Annotated in this window: 10 protein-coding genes; 9 read left to right on the forward strand and 1 reads right to left on the reverse strand. The window is 65.2% G+C overall.

The window, feature by feature from the left end; genetic code table 11:
* Genes GTP55_RS09415 through GTP55_RS09430 form a run of 4 tightly spaced genes read left to right on the forward strand, consistent with a single transcriptional unit; the run spans position 1 to position 8,927 of the window.
* Positions 1-366 carry a response regulator gene (locus tag GTP55_RS09415; protein ID WP_110845162.1) on the forward strand — a complete coding sequence of 122 codons (366 nt, stop codon included), beginning with the start codon at positions 1-3 and terminating at the stop codon, positions 364-366.
* Between the two features lies 1 nt (position 367).
* Positions 368-883 carry a chemotaxis protein CheW gene (locus GTP55_RS09420; protein ID WP_161044682.1) on the forward strand — a complete coding sequence of 172 codons (516 nt, stop codon included), beginning with the start codon at positions 368-370 and terminating at the stop codon, positions 881-883.
* A 27-nt stretch (positions 884-910) separates the two neighbouring features.
* Positions 911-3,226, forward strand: coding sequence for a methyl-accepting chemotaxis protein (locus GTP55_RS09425; protein ID WP_161044683.1), 2,316 nt, complete (start codon positions 911-913; stop codon positions 3,224-3,226).
* Positions 3,227-3,239: 13 nt separating this feature from the next.
* Entirely contained in the window at positions 3,240-8,927 is a 5,688-nt protein-coding gene (locus GTP55_RS09430; protein ID WP_229257845.1) for a hybrid sensor histidine kinase/response regulator, read from the forward strand.
* Positions 8,928-8,968: 41 nt separating this feature from the next.
* Here the strand turns inward: GTP55_RS09430 and GTP55_RS09435 are convergent, their stop codons facing one another.
* Complete coding sequence (locus GTP55_RS09435; protein WP_161044684.1) at positions 8,969-10,417, reverse strand: cryptochrome/photolyase family protein; 1,449 nt, start codon at positions 10,415-10,417, stop codon at positions 8,969-8,971.
* Positions 10,418-10,570: 153 nt separating this feature from the next.
* Here GTP55_RS09435 and GTP55_RS09440 point away from each other — a divergent pair, with 153 nt between their 5' ends.
* The 5 genes from GTP55_RS09440 to GTP55_RS09460 are packed head-to-tail and all read left to right on the forward strand — an operon-like array spanning position 10,571 to position 14,428.
* The gene (locus GTP55_RS09440; RefSeq protein ID WP_161044685.1) at positions 10,571-11,215 is read left to right on the forward strand and encodes a YqgE/AlgH family protein; all 645 of its coding nucleotides are present in this window, start codon (positions 10,571-10,573) and stop codon (positions 11,213-11,215) included.
* Positions 11,216-11,224: 9 nt separating this feature from the next.
* The gene (gene ruvX / locus GTP55_RS09445; protein WP_161044686.1) at positions 11,225-11,614 is read left to right on the forward strand and encodes a Holliday junction resolvase RuvX; all 390 of its coding nucleotides are present in this window, start codon (positions 11,225-11,227) and stop codon (positions 11,612-11,614) included.
* 2 nt (positions 11,615-11,616) lie between these two features.
* The gene (pyrR, locus tag GTP55_RS09450; protein ID WP_161044957.1) at positions 11,617-12,126 is read left to right on the forward strand and encodes a bifunctional pyr operon transcriptional regulator/uracil phosphoribosyltransferase PyrR; all 510 of its coding nucleotides are present in this window, start codon (positions 11,617-11,619) and stop codon (positions 12,124-12,126) included.
* A gap of 17 nt (positions 12,127-12,143) precedes the next feature.
* A complete protein-coding gene (locus tag GTP55_RS09455; RefSeq protein WP_161044687.1) occupies positions 12,144-13,109 on the forward strand; it encodes an aspartate carbamoyltransferase catalytic subunit in 966 nt (321 codons plus the stop codon).
* Positions 13,106-14,428, forward strand: a complete 1,323-nt coding sequence (locus tag GTP55_RS09460) for a dihydroorotase (RefSeq protein WP_161044688.1) — start codon at positions 13,106-13,108, stop codon at positions 14,426-14,428. The genes GTP55_RS09455 and GTP55_RS09460 overlap by 4 nt, the downstream gene beginning before the upstream one ends.
* Positions 14,429-14,431 lie beyond the last annotated feature (3 nt).

Below are 14,431 nucleotides of genomic sequence, written 5' to 3' on the forward strand. Positions count from 1 at the left end.
ATGGCCATACAACGCATTTTGATCGTCGACGATTCGCCCACCGAGCGTTACTACCTGAGCGATATCCTCTCCAAAAAGGGATACACCGTGACGGTGGCCGAAAGCGGCGAGGAAGCGCTGGTCAAGATCAAGGCCGACAAGCCGGAACTGATCCTGATGGACGTGGTGATGCCGGGCGCGAACGGCTTCCAGGTCACGCGCTCGATCGCCCGCGATCCGGAGCTGAAGGATGTGCCGATCATTATCTGCTCCAGCAAGAGCCAGGAGACGGACCGCATCTGGGCATTGCGGCAGGGCGCGCGCGACTACCTGGTCAAGCCGGTCGATCCGGCCGAGCTGCTGGACAAGATCGCGGCGCTGAGCTGACATGGACAGCCAGGCCCCGACCGAACGCCGCAGCCGCTTGCGCCAGTACCAGGTGCAGCTGCTGGAGCGCATGCAGGCCGCCAAGAGCGGCGCGGCGGTCGGCGGGCGTGCGCTGGGCGTGCTGCTGGGCGGGCGGGCGTGCCTGCTGGACCTGACGCAAATCAGCGAGATCGTGCCGCTGCAAGCCGCCACGCCGGTGCCGCTGACGCAGGAGTGGTATCTGGGCCTGACCAATATTCGCGGCCACCTGACCGGCGTGATCGACCTGGCGCGCTACCAGGGACTGGCCGCTGGCGACAGCGCGCCGGCCGAGCGCCGCCTGATCACCTTCGCGCCGGGCCTTGGCTTCAACTGCGCCTTGCAGGTGGAGCGCGTGCTGGGGCTGCGCAAGCTGGCCGAGATGACGCAGCAGGAAGACAGCCAGCAATTCCTCGACAGCGACGGCCAGCAATGGACCCGCATCGACCTGGCGCTGCTGGTGCAGGAACCGCGTTTCTCGCATGTAGGACTGATCTAGCAGGCAAACACTAATCCGGAGAGGTGTATGGCTTTCAAGTTGGGCTTTTTGTCGCGCGGTAGCCGGAACGCCGCAGAGGATACGGCAGCACATTCAGAGTTTGGCGATTCGCAGTTCCTGCATACCGCCGGCACGCCTGCGCCGGCGGCCCCCAACACGTCCGCTGCGGCGGACGACGGCGACGCGCCGCTGCGCCTGCGCGACGCGCTGGGCCGCCGCCGCACCGCCGCGGTGCCGATCGAAACCGCGCCCGACGTCAAGTTGCCGCTGATCGGCCATTTGCCGGCGCAGCGCCAACTGAGCATTCTGTCGACCGCGCTGGCGCTCTGCCTCGGCGCCAGCGCCGTATTCGTGGCGCTCAATACCATCCATAACGCCAACCGCTCGGCGCAAACCCAGGTCGCCAGCGATGCGCTGATGCACTCGCAGCGCATCGGCAAGGCTGCGCCAAATGCGGTGCAGGGCAGCGCGGAAGGCTTCCGCCAGCTGGAAGAAAGCCGCAAGGAACTCACCAGCGACATCAACCTGATGACGCGCGGCGGCAAATACCAGGGCCGCACCATCGGCGAACCGCCGTCCGACATCGCCACCGTGGTGGCGGCCGCGCGCAAGCAGTGGAACGCCACCGACCTCGCCGCCGGCACCATCCTGATGCTGAAGGCAGACCTCAGCGGCATGGACAAGACGCTGCAAAAGCTGAACGACATGTCGCCCGACCTGCTGGTGCGCACCGAGGACATCATCGCGCTCAAATTGCAGCGCGGCGGCTCCGCGCGCGAGATCGCCGCGCTGGGCAAGCTGACCATGCTGACCCAGCGCATGAGCCGCAGCGCCAGCGAATTCCTCACCGCCGGCGGCATCAGTTCCGAGACCGCCTTCCAGCTGGGGCGCGACACCACGGTGTTCCGCAACACCATCGACGGTTTCCTCAACGGCAGCGCGCCGCTTGGCCTGTACGCCGCGCGCGATCCGGACCTGCGCGCCAAGTTCACCGGCTTGCAGACCGATTTCGAGGAATACCAGAAGCTGGTGGCGGCGGTGCTCAACAAGCTGGATAAATTCAGCGCCGCGCGCGCCGCCGAACAGCTGATCTTCAACGACAACGAGGCGCTGCGCCAGCGTTTGAGCGTGGTGCAGCAGGTGTACCGCGAGAGCCAGGATTCGCTGGGCCTGACCTTCTGGCTGATGGTGGCCGGCGGCATGCTGACGCTGATCAGCGCCGCCGCCATTGGCCGCGTGCTGCTGATGGATTCGCACAACCGCACGCGCGGCGCGGAACGCCGCCGCCAGGAAGCGGACGCCATGCGCCAGCAATCGCAGCGCCAGGAAGAAGAGGCCAAGGCCATGAATGACCAGAATCAGGCGGCCATCCTGCGCCTGATGAACGAGTTGCAGGAAGTGGCGGACGGCGACCTGACGGTGCAGGCCACGGTGTCCGAGGACATTACCGGCGCGATCGCCGATTCGGTCAACTACACGGTGGAAGAGCTGCGCGGCCTGGTGGGCCGGGTGACGGCAACGGCCGAGCAGGTGACCAAGGCGTCCACCCATGCGCAAAGCATCTCCAGCGATTTGCTGTCGGCGTCGCAGCAGCAGTCGCGCGAGATCCAGGAGGCGTCTTCCACCGTGGTGAAGATGGCCAACGAGATTACCGACGTGTCGCGCTCCGCCAGCGAATCGGCCGATGTGGCGCGGCAGTCGGTGGCGGCGGCGCAGCAAGGTTCGACGGCGGTGGAAAACGCCATCAAGGGCATGCACGAGATCCGCGAACAGATTCAGGATACCTCCAAGCGCATCAAGCGGCTGGGCGAGTCGTCGCAGGAGATTGGCGAAATCACCGAACTGATTTCCGACATTACCGAACAGACCAACGTGCTGGCGCTGAACGCCGCCATCCAGGCTGCATCGGCCGGCGAGGCGGGACGTGGATTCTCGGTGGTGGCGGAGGAGGTGCAGCGGCTGGCGGAACGCTCGGCCGGCGCGGCCAAGCAGATCGGTGCGCTGGTGCGGACGATTCAGACCGACACCCATGACGCGGTGGCGGCGATGGAGAAGTCGACGCAAGGCGTGGTGGAAGGCGCGCGCCTGTCCGATGCGGCCGGCGCGGCGCTGCACGATATCTCGCAGGTGTCCAACCGCCTGGCGGAGCTGATCTCCGGGATTTCGCAGGCCACCGGGCAGCAGGCCACGTCGGCATCCGGCGTGGCGCACAATATCCAGCATATTTTGACGGTGACGCAGCAGACGCAGGACGGCACCCAGCAAACCGCGCAATCCATTCACAAGTTATCGGTGCTGGCGCAGGAGCTGAAGAACTCCGTGGCGCGCTTCCGCATCGCTTAAGGCTAAGACAAGCATGACCCATACCGATTTTTCGACCCCGCAGCAACCGCCCTTGGACACCGGCCCCTTATCGTGGGTGATGGTGGAAATCCGCGAGTCGCTGGCCCGTTCGCGCACCGCGCTGTTTGAAGCGGGCGGCCGGGAGCCGGAAGACCAGGCCACGCAGCTGCAGCACGCCAAGTCGCACCTGCATCAGGCGCACGGCGCGTTGCAGATGGTGGATCTGGATGGCGTCAGCCTGATGACCGAGGTGGCCGAGGCGGCGCTGGATCGTTTCAAGGCCGGCACGCTGAAGTGCAGCACCGACAATGCGCAGGCCGTGGCGCAGCTGTATCAGGCGCTGGTGGAATATCTGGAAGAGCTGCTGGCGGGCGCACCGTCGCAGCCGGCCAGGCTGTTCCCGTATTACCGCGATGTGCAGGCGATGATCGGCGTGGAGCGCATCCATCCGGCCGACTTGTTCTTCCCCGATTTGTCGCAGCCGGTGGGCCTGCCGCCTTCCGAAACAGCAGCTGAAGCTCCGTCTGAAGCGCCCGACTACGCGGCCTGCCGCCAGCGCTTCGAGCGCGCGCTGCTGCCTTATCTGAAAAGTGCCGATCCCGCGCAGCAGCAGGAACATGCGGCCGCGCTGCTGGACGCGGTCAAGCAAGTAGCCGATGCGCAGCAGGACGGCGTGGCGCGCGCGTTCTGGCTGGCGATGCAGGGCTTTGCGGAACTGGTGGCCGGCGGCCAACTGACGGCCAGCCTGTACGTCAAGCAGCTGTTCGGCATGATCAATTTGCAGATCCGCCGTCTGAGCCAGGGCACGGCGGCGCAACCGGAAGCGATGCTGCGCGATGCGCTGTTCTTCATCGCCACCGCTGGCGCGGAATCGCCGGCCAGCACGGTGCAGCAGTTGCGCGGTGCTTACGCGCTGGATGGCCTGGCGCCGGCCGATTACGAAACCCGTCGTTATGGCCAGATCAATCTTGAGGCGCTGGCACGCGCCAAGGCCGGCATCGCGCAGGCCAAGTCCAATTGGGACCGGCTGGCCAATGCGGAAATCGATCCGGACCTGGATGCGGCTTTTGAGGCGGCGCTGTCCGACACGGCGGCCGAATGCGAGACGCTGAACCTGCCGGCGCTGAGCGCTCTGCTGCGCCAACTGGCGGACGTGGCGCGCAAGGCGGTGTCGGCCGGCCGCAGCGAGGAACTGGCGCTGGAGATGGCGACGGCGCTGCTGTTTGCGGAACATGGTTTGCAGCATATCCGCCATCTGCCGGACGATTTCGCCGGCCATGCGGACACCATCGGTGCGCGCTTGCAGGCGCTGGTGGCAGGCGACACGCCGCCGGAAGCGGCGCAGTGGAAGCAAGGCCTGGCCAATCAGATGCAGCAGGACGATACGGTGGTGGCGCTGGCCATGGAGATGAAGTCCGGCCTGCGTCAGGTGGAGAAGGTGCTGGACGATTACTACGCCGATCCGTCGAAGCGGTCGTCGTTGCAGGAGCTGGAACCAGTGCTGCATCAGTTGCAGGGCGCCTTGTCGGTACTGGATCAGGAGGATGCCACGCGCGCGGTGCAGCAGGTGAAGTCCGATGTGCAGGCGCTGCTGGACGGCGATGGCGATCCGTCGGTCGAGCCGAAGGCGCTGGATGATATTGCGCAGAACGTCGGCGCGCTGGGCTTCTTCGTCGATATGCTGGCGCAGAACGCCGACGGCGCGCGCGAGCGCTTTGCGTTTGATGCGGAGCAGGGCAGTTTCCGTTCGGTGCCGTTCAAGAAGATCGCGGCGTCGGAGTCGATTCCGGTGCTCGACGAGCAGGTGCCGGCGCCAGCGCCGGTGTCGATGCCGGCCGAAGCGCAGACACCCGTCGCCAGCGATGCGGCGGTCGAGGAGGAGCTGCTCGATATCTTTATCTCCGAGGCGCAGGAGGTGCTGGTGTTTGTCGGCGAGGCTTTGCCGCAGCCGCGCAGCGAGGAGAATCTGAGCATGCTGCGGCGCTCCTTCCATACGCTGAAGGGCAGTGGGCGGATGGTGGGCTTGAACCAGTTTGCGGATGCGGCGTATGCGATTGAGAAGGTGCTCAATGTGTGGCTGGCGGAGCAGCGTCCGGCCACGGATGCGCTGTATGAGTTGTTGGACAGCGCGGCGCGGGCGCTGGAGGTGTGGGTGGCGGAGCTGGTTGCGAGTGGCGTTTCGGAGCGTAATGCCGACGCGTTGGTTGCTGCCGCTGCGCGCGTGCAGGATGGCGGCGATGCCGCGCTGGAGGCGGCGGAGCAGGAGGGGCCTGAGGAGCCGTTCGTGGCTGCGCCTACAGAGCCGGCCACGCCGGCCGATGCTCCGGCCGACGAGCCGCCCGCTGTGGAGGAAGTCGGGGCCATTGCTGCGGACGAGCCGGAGGTGGTTGCGCCGACCGCTCCGCCGGTCGCTAGCCACGGCAACGTGATCGAATTCCCGACCATTACGCCGCCGTCTGTGGAACGTGACGACAACGTCAAACATATCGGCGAGCTGGAAGTCCCTCTGCCGCTGTACAACATCTATCTGCACGAGTCGGATGATCTGGTGCGCAAGCTGGTGCAAGACTTCGGCGAGTGGCGCCATGAGCCGCGTCGGCCGGTTAATCCCGAAGCGTTGCAGGCTGCGCACACGCTGGCAGGCACCTCGGGCACGGTGGGCTTCAAGGCTTTGCGCGAACTGGCGCTGGCGCTGGAGGACACGTTGGAAGTGCTGCTGCCGCCGGCGCCGCATCTGGATCAGGTGCAGCATGATCTGTTGGACTTCACCATGGAGCGGATTCGCCAGATGCTGCACACCTTTGCGGCCGGCGAGCTGCCGGATCCGCAGCGGGAGTTGATCGGCGCTTTGCAAGGCTTGCGTGAAGAGCTGGCGGCGACACCACCGGCGGCTAGCAATGAAATCGAAGCGCGTCTGGACGATTTGGTATCCGAGACCATGGATGGCATCAATACTCCGCCGGTGGCGCAGGAGTCGGCGCTGGATCAGCTGTTCCGCGAGGCTTACAACGCGATCAGCGGCACGGTACCGGAGTCCGCAGCCCCGGTTGCACCGCCGGTGAAGAAAAAGCCGGAAGTGCATGTCGATGACGGCATTGACGATTTGTTCAATGCGGCCTTCGACGATGCTTTCGACGATCCGCCGCTGCAGATCGCCGAGCCAATCGCACCTGTACCACCGCCGGAGCCACCGCCAGAACCCGAACCCGAGCCCGAGCTGCCGCTCGTCGCCGAGGCTCCGTCCGAGCAGGAGGCTATAGCCGACGAGCCTTCTGTCGCCGAGCCGCTGGCCGAGCTGGATGCGGAAGTCATTGCGTTGGCGCCCGCTGCGCCGGAAATCCTCGCTGCCGCTCCCGCCATCTTCAATGATGAACTGGACGCCGATCTGCTGCCGGTCTTCCTGGAAGAAGGCGCGGATCTGCTGCCGCAAGTCGGCGAAGCGCTGCGCACCTGGCAGCACCATCCCGCCGACACCGCGCAAGCCCAAAGCCTGCTGCGTCTCCTGCACACCGTCAAAGGCAGCGCGCGCATGGCCGGCGCGATGCGTCTCGGCCAGCACTGCCACGAGATCGAAACGCACATTGAAAACATGGTGCACGCCGGCTCCGCCACGCCGCAGGCGTTCGATGAACTGCTGGCGCACTACGACCACGCCTTGCTGCTCTTCGAGCAATTACAGAACCCACAAGCGCTGCAAGCCGGGCTGGCCGACAACGTCGCCGCGCTGGCGGACGGCGAGCCGGCAGATGCGCGCCGCGGCGACAGTGCCGCAGGCGCCGCAGCCGGCGCACCAAACGCTGCTGGCGTGCCCGCCCAATCGGCAGCACAATCTGCGGCATCGACCGCCGCGCATCCCGCCGCGCATCCAGCCGCGCATTCAGCCGCGCATTCAGCCGATGACGCACAAACCGGCGTCAAATCGCCGTTGGTCCGCGTGCGCGCTGACATCCTCGACCGCCTGGTCAACCAGGCCGGCGAAGTCTCCATTTCCCGCTCCCGCCTGGAAAATGAAGTCGACACCCTGCGCACCTCGCTGACCGACTTCTCCGACAACCTGGCCCGCCTGCGCCGCCAGTTGCGCGAAGTCGAAATGCAGGCAGAATCGCAAATCGCCTCGCGCATGGCCGTCTCCAGCGATCGTGAATTCGACCCGCTCGAATTCGACCGCTTTACGCGCCTGCAAGAACTCACGCGCATGATGGCCGAAAGCGTCAACGACGTCGCCAGCTTCCACGAAGGCCTGACCCGCAGCGTGGACAACGCCCATAACGACCTGGCGCAGCAGGCTCGCCTCACGCGCGACCTGCAACGTGACCTGATGCGCGTGCGCATGGTGCCGTTCGCCAGCATTTCGGAGCGTCTGTTCCGCGTCGCCCGCCAGAGTGCCAAGGAAGTCGACAAGCGCGTCAACCTCGATATCCGTGGCAGCAGCGTGGAACTGGATCGCAGCGTACTGGAACGCATGGCCGCGCCGTTTGAACACCTGCTGCGCAACGCCATCGCCCACGGCGTGGAAACGCGCGAAGCCCGCATCGCCGCCGGCAAGAACGAAACCGGCGAACTGCTGGTGCAGGTTACGCAGGAAGGCAATGAGATCGTCATTGAATTCAGCGACGATGGCGGCGGCCTCGATCTGGAACGCATCAAGGCCAAGGCGATCAGCACTGGCCTGCTGGCCGAAGAAGATGCCGCCTCCGATGCCCAAATCGCCGACCTGATTTTTGAACCCGGCTTCTCCACCGCCGACACGCTGACCGAATTGTCGGGACGCGGCGTCGGCATGGACGTGGTGCAGTCGGAAGCGCAAGCACTCGGCGGCCGGGTGGACATGCTGTCCGATCCGGGCAAGGGCACGCGCTTCACCATCCGCCTGCCTTTGACGCTGGCCGTCACCCAGGTGGTGCTGCTGGCCGCTGGCGGCAAGACCTACGCGTTGCCGGCGATTCTGGTCGAGCAGGTGTTGCAGATGAAGGATGCGGCACTGGCCGAGGCGCGCGAGAACGGCATGCAGTACCTGCCTACGCTACTCGGCGACAGTGCGCAGCCGCCGGTGCAGCGTTCATCGCCGGTGATGATGCTCAAGAACGGCAATGAGCGTCTGGCCTTGCAGGTGGATGAGGTGCTGGGCAACCGCGAGGTGGTAATCAAGAATATCGGCCCGCAGTTGTCGCGCATGGTGGGGATTGCCGGCGCCACGGTGCTGGGCACCGGCGACATCGTGCTGATCCTGAACCCGGTAGCGCTGGCGCAGCATCTGGCGCATCACCCGGAGGCGCGCCAGGAGTATGCGCAGGCGGCGGCTGAAAGTCCGGCGGTGCTGCCGGCGCTGGGCCGCAGCATCATGGTGGTGGACGATTCGCTGACCGTGCGCCGCGTGACCCAGCGCCTGCTGGAGCGCGAAGGCTATCGCGTGCTGCTGGCCAAGGATGGCGTGGACGCGCTGGAGCAGTTGCAGGAGTCGACGCCGGACCTGATGCTGGTGGATATCGAGATGCCGCGCATGGACGGTTTCGACCTGACGCGCAATGTGCGCGGCGACGAACGCACCAAAGCTATCCCGATCATCATGATCACCTCGCGCAGCGCCGATAAGCACCGCAACGTGGCGCTGGAACTGGGCGTGAACGCCTACTTCGGCAAGCCGTATCAGGAAGCGGTGCTGCTGGAGGCGATCGAGGGCCTGATCGCGGCACCCTTGTAACCCGCACACCGCTGCGGCGCGGGGTCTGACCCCGTACGGGGTCAGACCCCTTCGGTCGGGGCTTTCTTGACTACTTCGTAGCGGTCCAAGGTCCGCTTGCGCGCTTCGTCGTGCATCACCACTGGCGCTGGATAACCCGGCGCCAGCATGCGTGGCGCCAGCCATGGCGCGTGGATTTCCTTGTCGCTCAGTTGTTTCAGCTGCGGCAGGTAGCGGCGGATGAATTTTCCCTGCGCGTCAAACTTCTGCGACTGCGTCACCGGATTGAAGATGCGGAAGTAGGGCTGCGCGTCGCAGCCGGACGACGAGGCCCACTGCCAGCCGCCGTTATTGGACGCCAGGTCGAAGTCGTTCAGGTGCTGCGCGAAGTACGCCTCGCCGCGCCGCCAGTCGATTCCCAGATCCTTGATCAGGAAGCACGCCGTCACCATGCGCAGGCGGTTGTGCATCCACCCGGTCTGGTTCAGTTGCAGCATGGCCGCATCCACCAGCGGATAGCCGGTGCGGCCTTCGCACCAGGCGGCGAACAGTTCGTCGGCCTCCGGGCCGCTCTCCCACTCGATCGCATCGTAGGCCGGCTTGTAGGCGCCGCCCACCACGTGCGGATTGTGATACAGGATCATGGCGTAGAACTCGCGCCAGATCAGCTCCGACAGCCACACCGCCGCGCCTTCGCCGCCGGCGCCGCGCTCCTGCAAGTCCAGCACCGTGCGCACCAGATGGCGCACCGACAGCGTGCCGAAGCGGAAGTGCACCGACAGATACGACGGCCCCTTGACCGCCGGGAAATCGCGCGCCACGTTGTAGTCGGCCATGCGCGGCAGGAAGTCCTCGAACAGCTGCGCCGCGCCGGACATGCCGGTCGGGATCTTGAGTTCGGCCAGGTTGCTGGGCTCGAAGCCCAGCTCGGCCAGGGTCGGCAAAGCCGGCGCAGGCGAGGGCGGCGGCGCCAGGCGCTTGGCGTGCGGCTCGACGTTGTACGGCGCCAGCACCGACGGATCGGCCGCCAGCTTTTTCAGCCACGCATTCTTGTAGGGCGTGAACACCGAAAATACGCCGCCGGTCTGCGACAGCACTTCGCTGCACTCAAAGATCACCTGATCCTTGTAGCTGAAAAACTTGCGGCCGGCCGCTTCCAGGTTCGCCGCCACCGTGGCGTCACGTTCGATCGCTTGCGGTTCATAATCGTGATTGCAAAACACCGCCTGTACGCCCAGTTCGGCGGCCAGCGCCGGGATCTCGGCGACCGGATCGCCATGCCGCACGATCAGGTGGCCGCCCAGCTGCGCCAGTTCGGCCGCCACTTCGGCAATGCTGGCGTGGATGAAGTCGACCCGGCGGTCGCGGCGCGGCAGCTGGTCCAGAATCGTGGTGTCGTAGACAAAAACGCAATACACTTTGTCGCTGCCCAGCAGCGCCTGGTTCAGAGCGGCATGGTCGAAAACCCGCAAATCGCGGCGCAGCCATACGAGGGAGGAAGTCAGTTTCATTCGGTCTGTATCAATATTGTGGTAGACGCAATCATGGCCGCTCACGCAATTCAGTGTAAACTACAGGGTAAACATAGTTGCTAGCCGCGCGAATACTACAGTAATTGTCAGCAGCACAGAAAGCACACGCACCCAGCAGAGAGAGCAACTTGTATGAAGAAGAGCAAAATAGGCACAACTCTACCTGTCCCCGGCATGCACCATGACGGCGGCGAGTCCGCCGGCGTTGCGACCAGCACGCTGAATCTGGCTAATCATTTCCTTATTGCAATGCCATCGATGCAAGACCCGGTCTTTGGCGGCGCCGTGGTGTATGTTTGTGAACACAATGAAAACGGCGTGCTCGGCGTGGTGATCAACAAGCCCACCGACATGACCATGCACACGCTGTTCGAGCGCATCGAGCTGAAGGTGGAGTCCGGCCTGGAAGGCCACGACGACGAGCCGATCATGTTCGGCGGCCCGGTGCAGGACGACCGAGGCTTCGTGCTGCACACGCCTGGCCACCGCTATTCATCGTCGCTGACGGTGACCGACGAAATCGCGTTTACCACCTCGATCGACGTGCTGGAGGCCGTGGCCGCCGGCGAAGGTCCGCCGCGCATGCTGGTGTCGATCGGTTACTCGGGCTGGAGCCCGGGCCAGCTGGAAGAAGAAATCGGCCGCAATGGCTGGCTGACGGTCGGCGCCGATCCCGAGATCCTGTTCAATATGCCGATCGAAGAACGCTACACGGCGGCCATGCGCCTGCTGGGCATCGATCCCCTCATGCTGACCTCCGAGGCAGGCCATGCTTGATGCCTCGACATGAGTAGTATCGACACCATCTTTGCTTTCGACTTCGGCGTGAAAAGAATCGGCGTGGCAATGGGAAATACCATGCTGCGCCAGGCCGAGCCGCTCAAAGTCATCAGCGCCATCGACAACGCCCGCCGCTTCGCCGACATCCAGAAACTGCTGGATGAGTGGAAGCCGGCGCTGCTGGTGGTCGGCCTGCCGATGCACCCGGACGGCAACGAACACGAGATGACGGCGCGCGCGCGCCGGTTTGCCAATCAATTGCACGGCCGCTTCAGCCTGCCGGTGGAGCTGGTCGACGAACGCTATTCCTCGGCCGTCATCTCGGCCAAGCGCGGCGAGGTCATCGACGACCGCGCCGCCGCCATCATTCTGCAACAATACTTCGATACCCTGTGACCATGTCTACCCTCAATCCCCACCAACTCGATGCCGAAGCGCTGTACGCGACGCTGCTGGCCGATGTGAAAGCCGGCCTGGCCGGTGTGCCGGACGTTGCCATTGTCGGCATCCATTCCGGCGGCGCCTGGATCGCCGAACGCCTGGCGGCCGATCTTGGCCTGTCGGCGCGCTGCGGCGTGCTGGACGTGTCCTTCTACCGCGACGACTACGCCAAGAAGGGCTTGCCGGCCGACGTCAAGCCGACCAACATCACCTTCGACGTCGCCGCCGCCAACATCCTGCTGGTCGATGACGTGCTGTACACCGGCCGCACCACGCGCGCCGCCATCAACGAGCTGTTCGACTACGGCCGCCCGGCGCGCATCATGCTGGCGGCGCTGGTCGACCGCGGCGAACGCCAGCTGCCGGTGGCCGCCGACTTCGTCGCCGCCAAGGTGGCGGTGCCGGCCGGCCAGGCGCTGGTCCTGAAGCGCACCGATGATGACAAATTCACGCTAACCATTGAATAACCGCTTAGATCCCACCTATGTTGAATCCGCAACTGAACAAACACGGCGAGTTGCAGCACTTGCTGTCGATCGAGGGCCTGCCCAAGAGCATCCTCAATCACATTCTGGACACCGCCTCGTCCTTCGTCGGCATCTCCGACCGCGACGTGAAAAAAGTGCCGCTGATGCGCGGCAAATCGGTGTTCAACCTGTTCTTCGAGAACTCGACCCGCACCCGCACCACGTTTGAAATCGCCGCCAAGCGCCTGTCGGCCGACGTCATCAACCTGAACATCCAGGCCTCGTCGGCCAGCAAGGGCGAATCGCTGCTGGACACCATCGACAACCTGGCGGCGATGCACGCCGACATGTTCGTGGTGCGCCACGCGCAGTCCGGCGCGCCGTACCTGATCGCCAAGCACCTGATGGAAACCAGGCAGAACCACGTTCACGTGGTCAACGCCGGCGATGGCCGTCACGCGCACCCGACCCAGGGTCTGCTGGACATGTACACCATCCGCCACTACAAGAAAGACTTCACCAACCTGCGGGTGGCGATTGTCGGCGACATCCTGCACAGCCGCGTGGCCCGTTCGGACATCCACGCGCTGACCACGCTGGGCGTGCCGGAAGTGCGCGCCATCGGCCCGCACACCTTGTTGCCGGGCGGCCTGGAGCAGATGGGCGTGCGCACCTTCACCAATATGGATGAAGGCCTGAAGGACGTCGACGTGATCATCATGCTGCGCCTGCAAAACGAGCGTATGAGCGGCGCGTTGCTGCCGTCGGCCGGCGAATACTTCGCCAACTACGGCCTGACGCCGGAACGGCTGGCGCTGGCCAAGCCGGACGCCATCGTCATGCACCCGGGGCCGATGAACCGCGGCGTGGAAATCGATTCCGCCGTGGCGGATGGCGCGCAGGCGGTGATCCTGCCGCAGGTGACGTTTGGTATCGCAGTACGTATGGCGGTGATGAGCATCGTAGCAGGAACGCAAGCATGAACGTGACGAAAACTATCCACATTAAAAACGGCCGCCTGATCGATCCCGCCAATGGCATCGACGGCATTCATGACCTTTACCTTGCCGACGGCAAGGTGCTGACGATCGGCGCGCTTCCGGCTGAAATCGCGGCCGGCTTTACGGTCGACCAGACCATCGACGCCACCGGCCTGATCGTCTCGCCCGGCTTCGTCGACCTGTCGGCGCGGCTGCGCGAGCCGGGCTTTGAATACAAGGCCACGCTGGAATCGGAAATGCAGGCCGCCATGCAAGGCGGCGTCACCTCGCTGGTGTGCCCGCCGGACACCGATCCGGTGCTGGACGAGCCGGGCCTGGTGGAAATGCTGAAGCACCGCGCGCACAAGCTGAACCAGGCGCACGTGCATCCGCTGGGGGCGCTGACCATGGGCTTGAAAGGCGAGTCGCTGACCGAGATGTCGGCGCTGACCGCCTCCGGCTGCATCGGCTTCTCGCATGCCGAGCAACCCATTGAAGACACCAACGTGCTGCTGCGCGCCATGCAGTACGCCAAGACCTTCGGCTACACCGTCTGGCTGCGTCCGCAGGATGCGCATATCGGCCGCGGTGGCGTGGCCGCTTCCGGTCCACTGGCGTCGCGCCTCGGCCTGTCGGGCGTGCCGGTGATGTCGGAAACCATCGCGCTGCACACCATCTTCGAGCTGATGCGTGCTACCGGCGCGCGCGTGCACCTGTGCCGCATTTCGGCCGCCGCCAGCCTGGAGCTGATCCGCAAAGCCAAGGCCGAAGGCCTGCAGGTGACGTGCGACGTCGGCGCCCACCACATTCACATGACCGATGCCGATATCGGCTTCTTCGATTCAAATGCGCGCATGGACCCGCCATTCCGCAGCCAGCGCGACCGCGATGCGATCCGCCTCGGCCTGCTGGACGGCACGGTCGATGCGCTGTGCTCGGACCACACGCCGGTGGATGACGACGAGAAGCTGCTGCCGTTCGGCGAAGCCTCGCCGGGCGCGACCGGGCTGGAACTGCTGCTGTCGCTGACCCTGAAGTGGGCCGACGATTACGCTTCGCAGCAGGACACCGGCGACCATACGGCGCTGTCGCGGGCCCTGTCGCGCATCACGTCGGAAGCGGCGCGGGTGGCGGGGCTGGACGCCGGCACCCTGTCGGTCGGCGCGGTGGCGGACGTGGTGCTGTTCGATGCCGGCGCGCATTGGACGGTGGAAGCGTCGGCGCTGGCCAGCCAGGGCAAACATACGCCGTTCCTGGGGTACAACCTGGCGGGACAAGTCCAGACCACCATCGTGGCCGGCCACGTTGCTTATCAACGCTGATCG

Source organism: Duganella margarita, from assembly GCF_009857535.1.
GTDB classification, from domain to species: Bacteria; Pseudomonadota; Gammaproteobacteria; order Burkholderiales; family Burkholderiaceae_D; genus Rugamonas; species Rugamonas margarita.

Bases quoted from the DNA above. Each gene is read 5' to 3' on its own strand.
- GTP55_RS09415 (WP_110845162.1), top strand. From the start codon at position 1: ATGGCCATACAACGCATTTTGATCGTCGACGATTCGCCCACCGAGCGT.
- GTP55_RS09420 (WP_161044682.1), top strand. From the start codon at position 368: ATGGACAGCCAGGCCCCGACCGAACGCCGCAGCCGCTTGCGCCAGTAC.
- GTP55_RS09425 (WP_161044683.1), top strand. From the start codon at position 911: ATGGCTTTCAAGTTGGGCTTTTTGTCGCGCGGTAGCCGGAACGCCGCA.
- GTP55_RS09430 (WP_229257845.1), top strand. From the start codon at position 3,240: ATGACCCATACCGATTTTTCGACCCCGCAGCAACCGCCCTTGGACACC.
- GTP55_RS09435 (WP_161044684.1), bottom strand. From the start codon at position 10,417: ATGAAACTGACTTCCTCCCTCGTATGGCTGCGCCGCGATTTGCGGGTT.
- GTP55_RS09440 (WP_161044685.1), top strand. From the start codon at position 10,571: ATGAAGAAGAGCAAAATAGGCACAACTCTACCTGTCCCCGGCATGCAC.
- ruvX (WP_161044686.1), top strand. From the start codon at position 11,225: ATGAGTAGTATCGACACCATCTTTGCTTTCGACTTCGGCGTGAAAAGA.
- pyrR (WP_161044957.1), top strand. From the start codon at position 11,617: ATGTCTACCCTCAATCCCCACCAACTCGATGCCGAAGCGCTGTACGCG.
- GTP55_RS09455 (WP_161044687.1), top strand. From the start codon at position 12,144: ATGTTGAATCCGCAACTGAACAAACACGGCGAGTTGCAGCACTTGCTG.
- GTP55_RS09460 (WP_161044688.1), top strand. From the start codon at position 13,106: ATGAACGTGACGAAAACTATCCACATTAAAAACGGCCGCCTGATCGAT.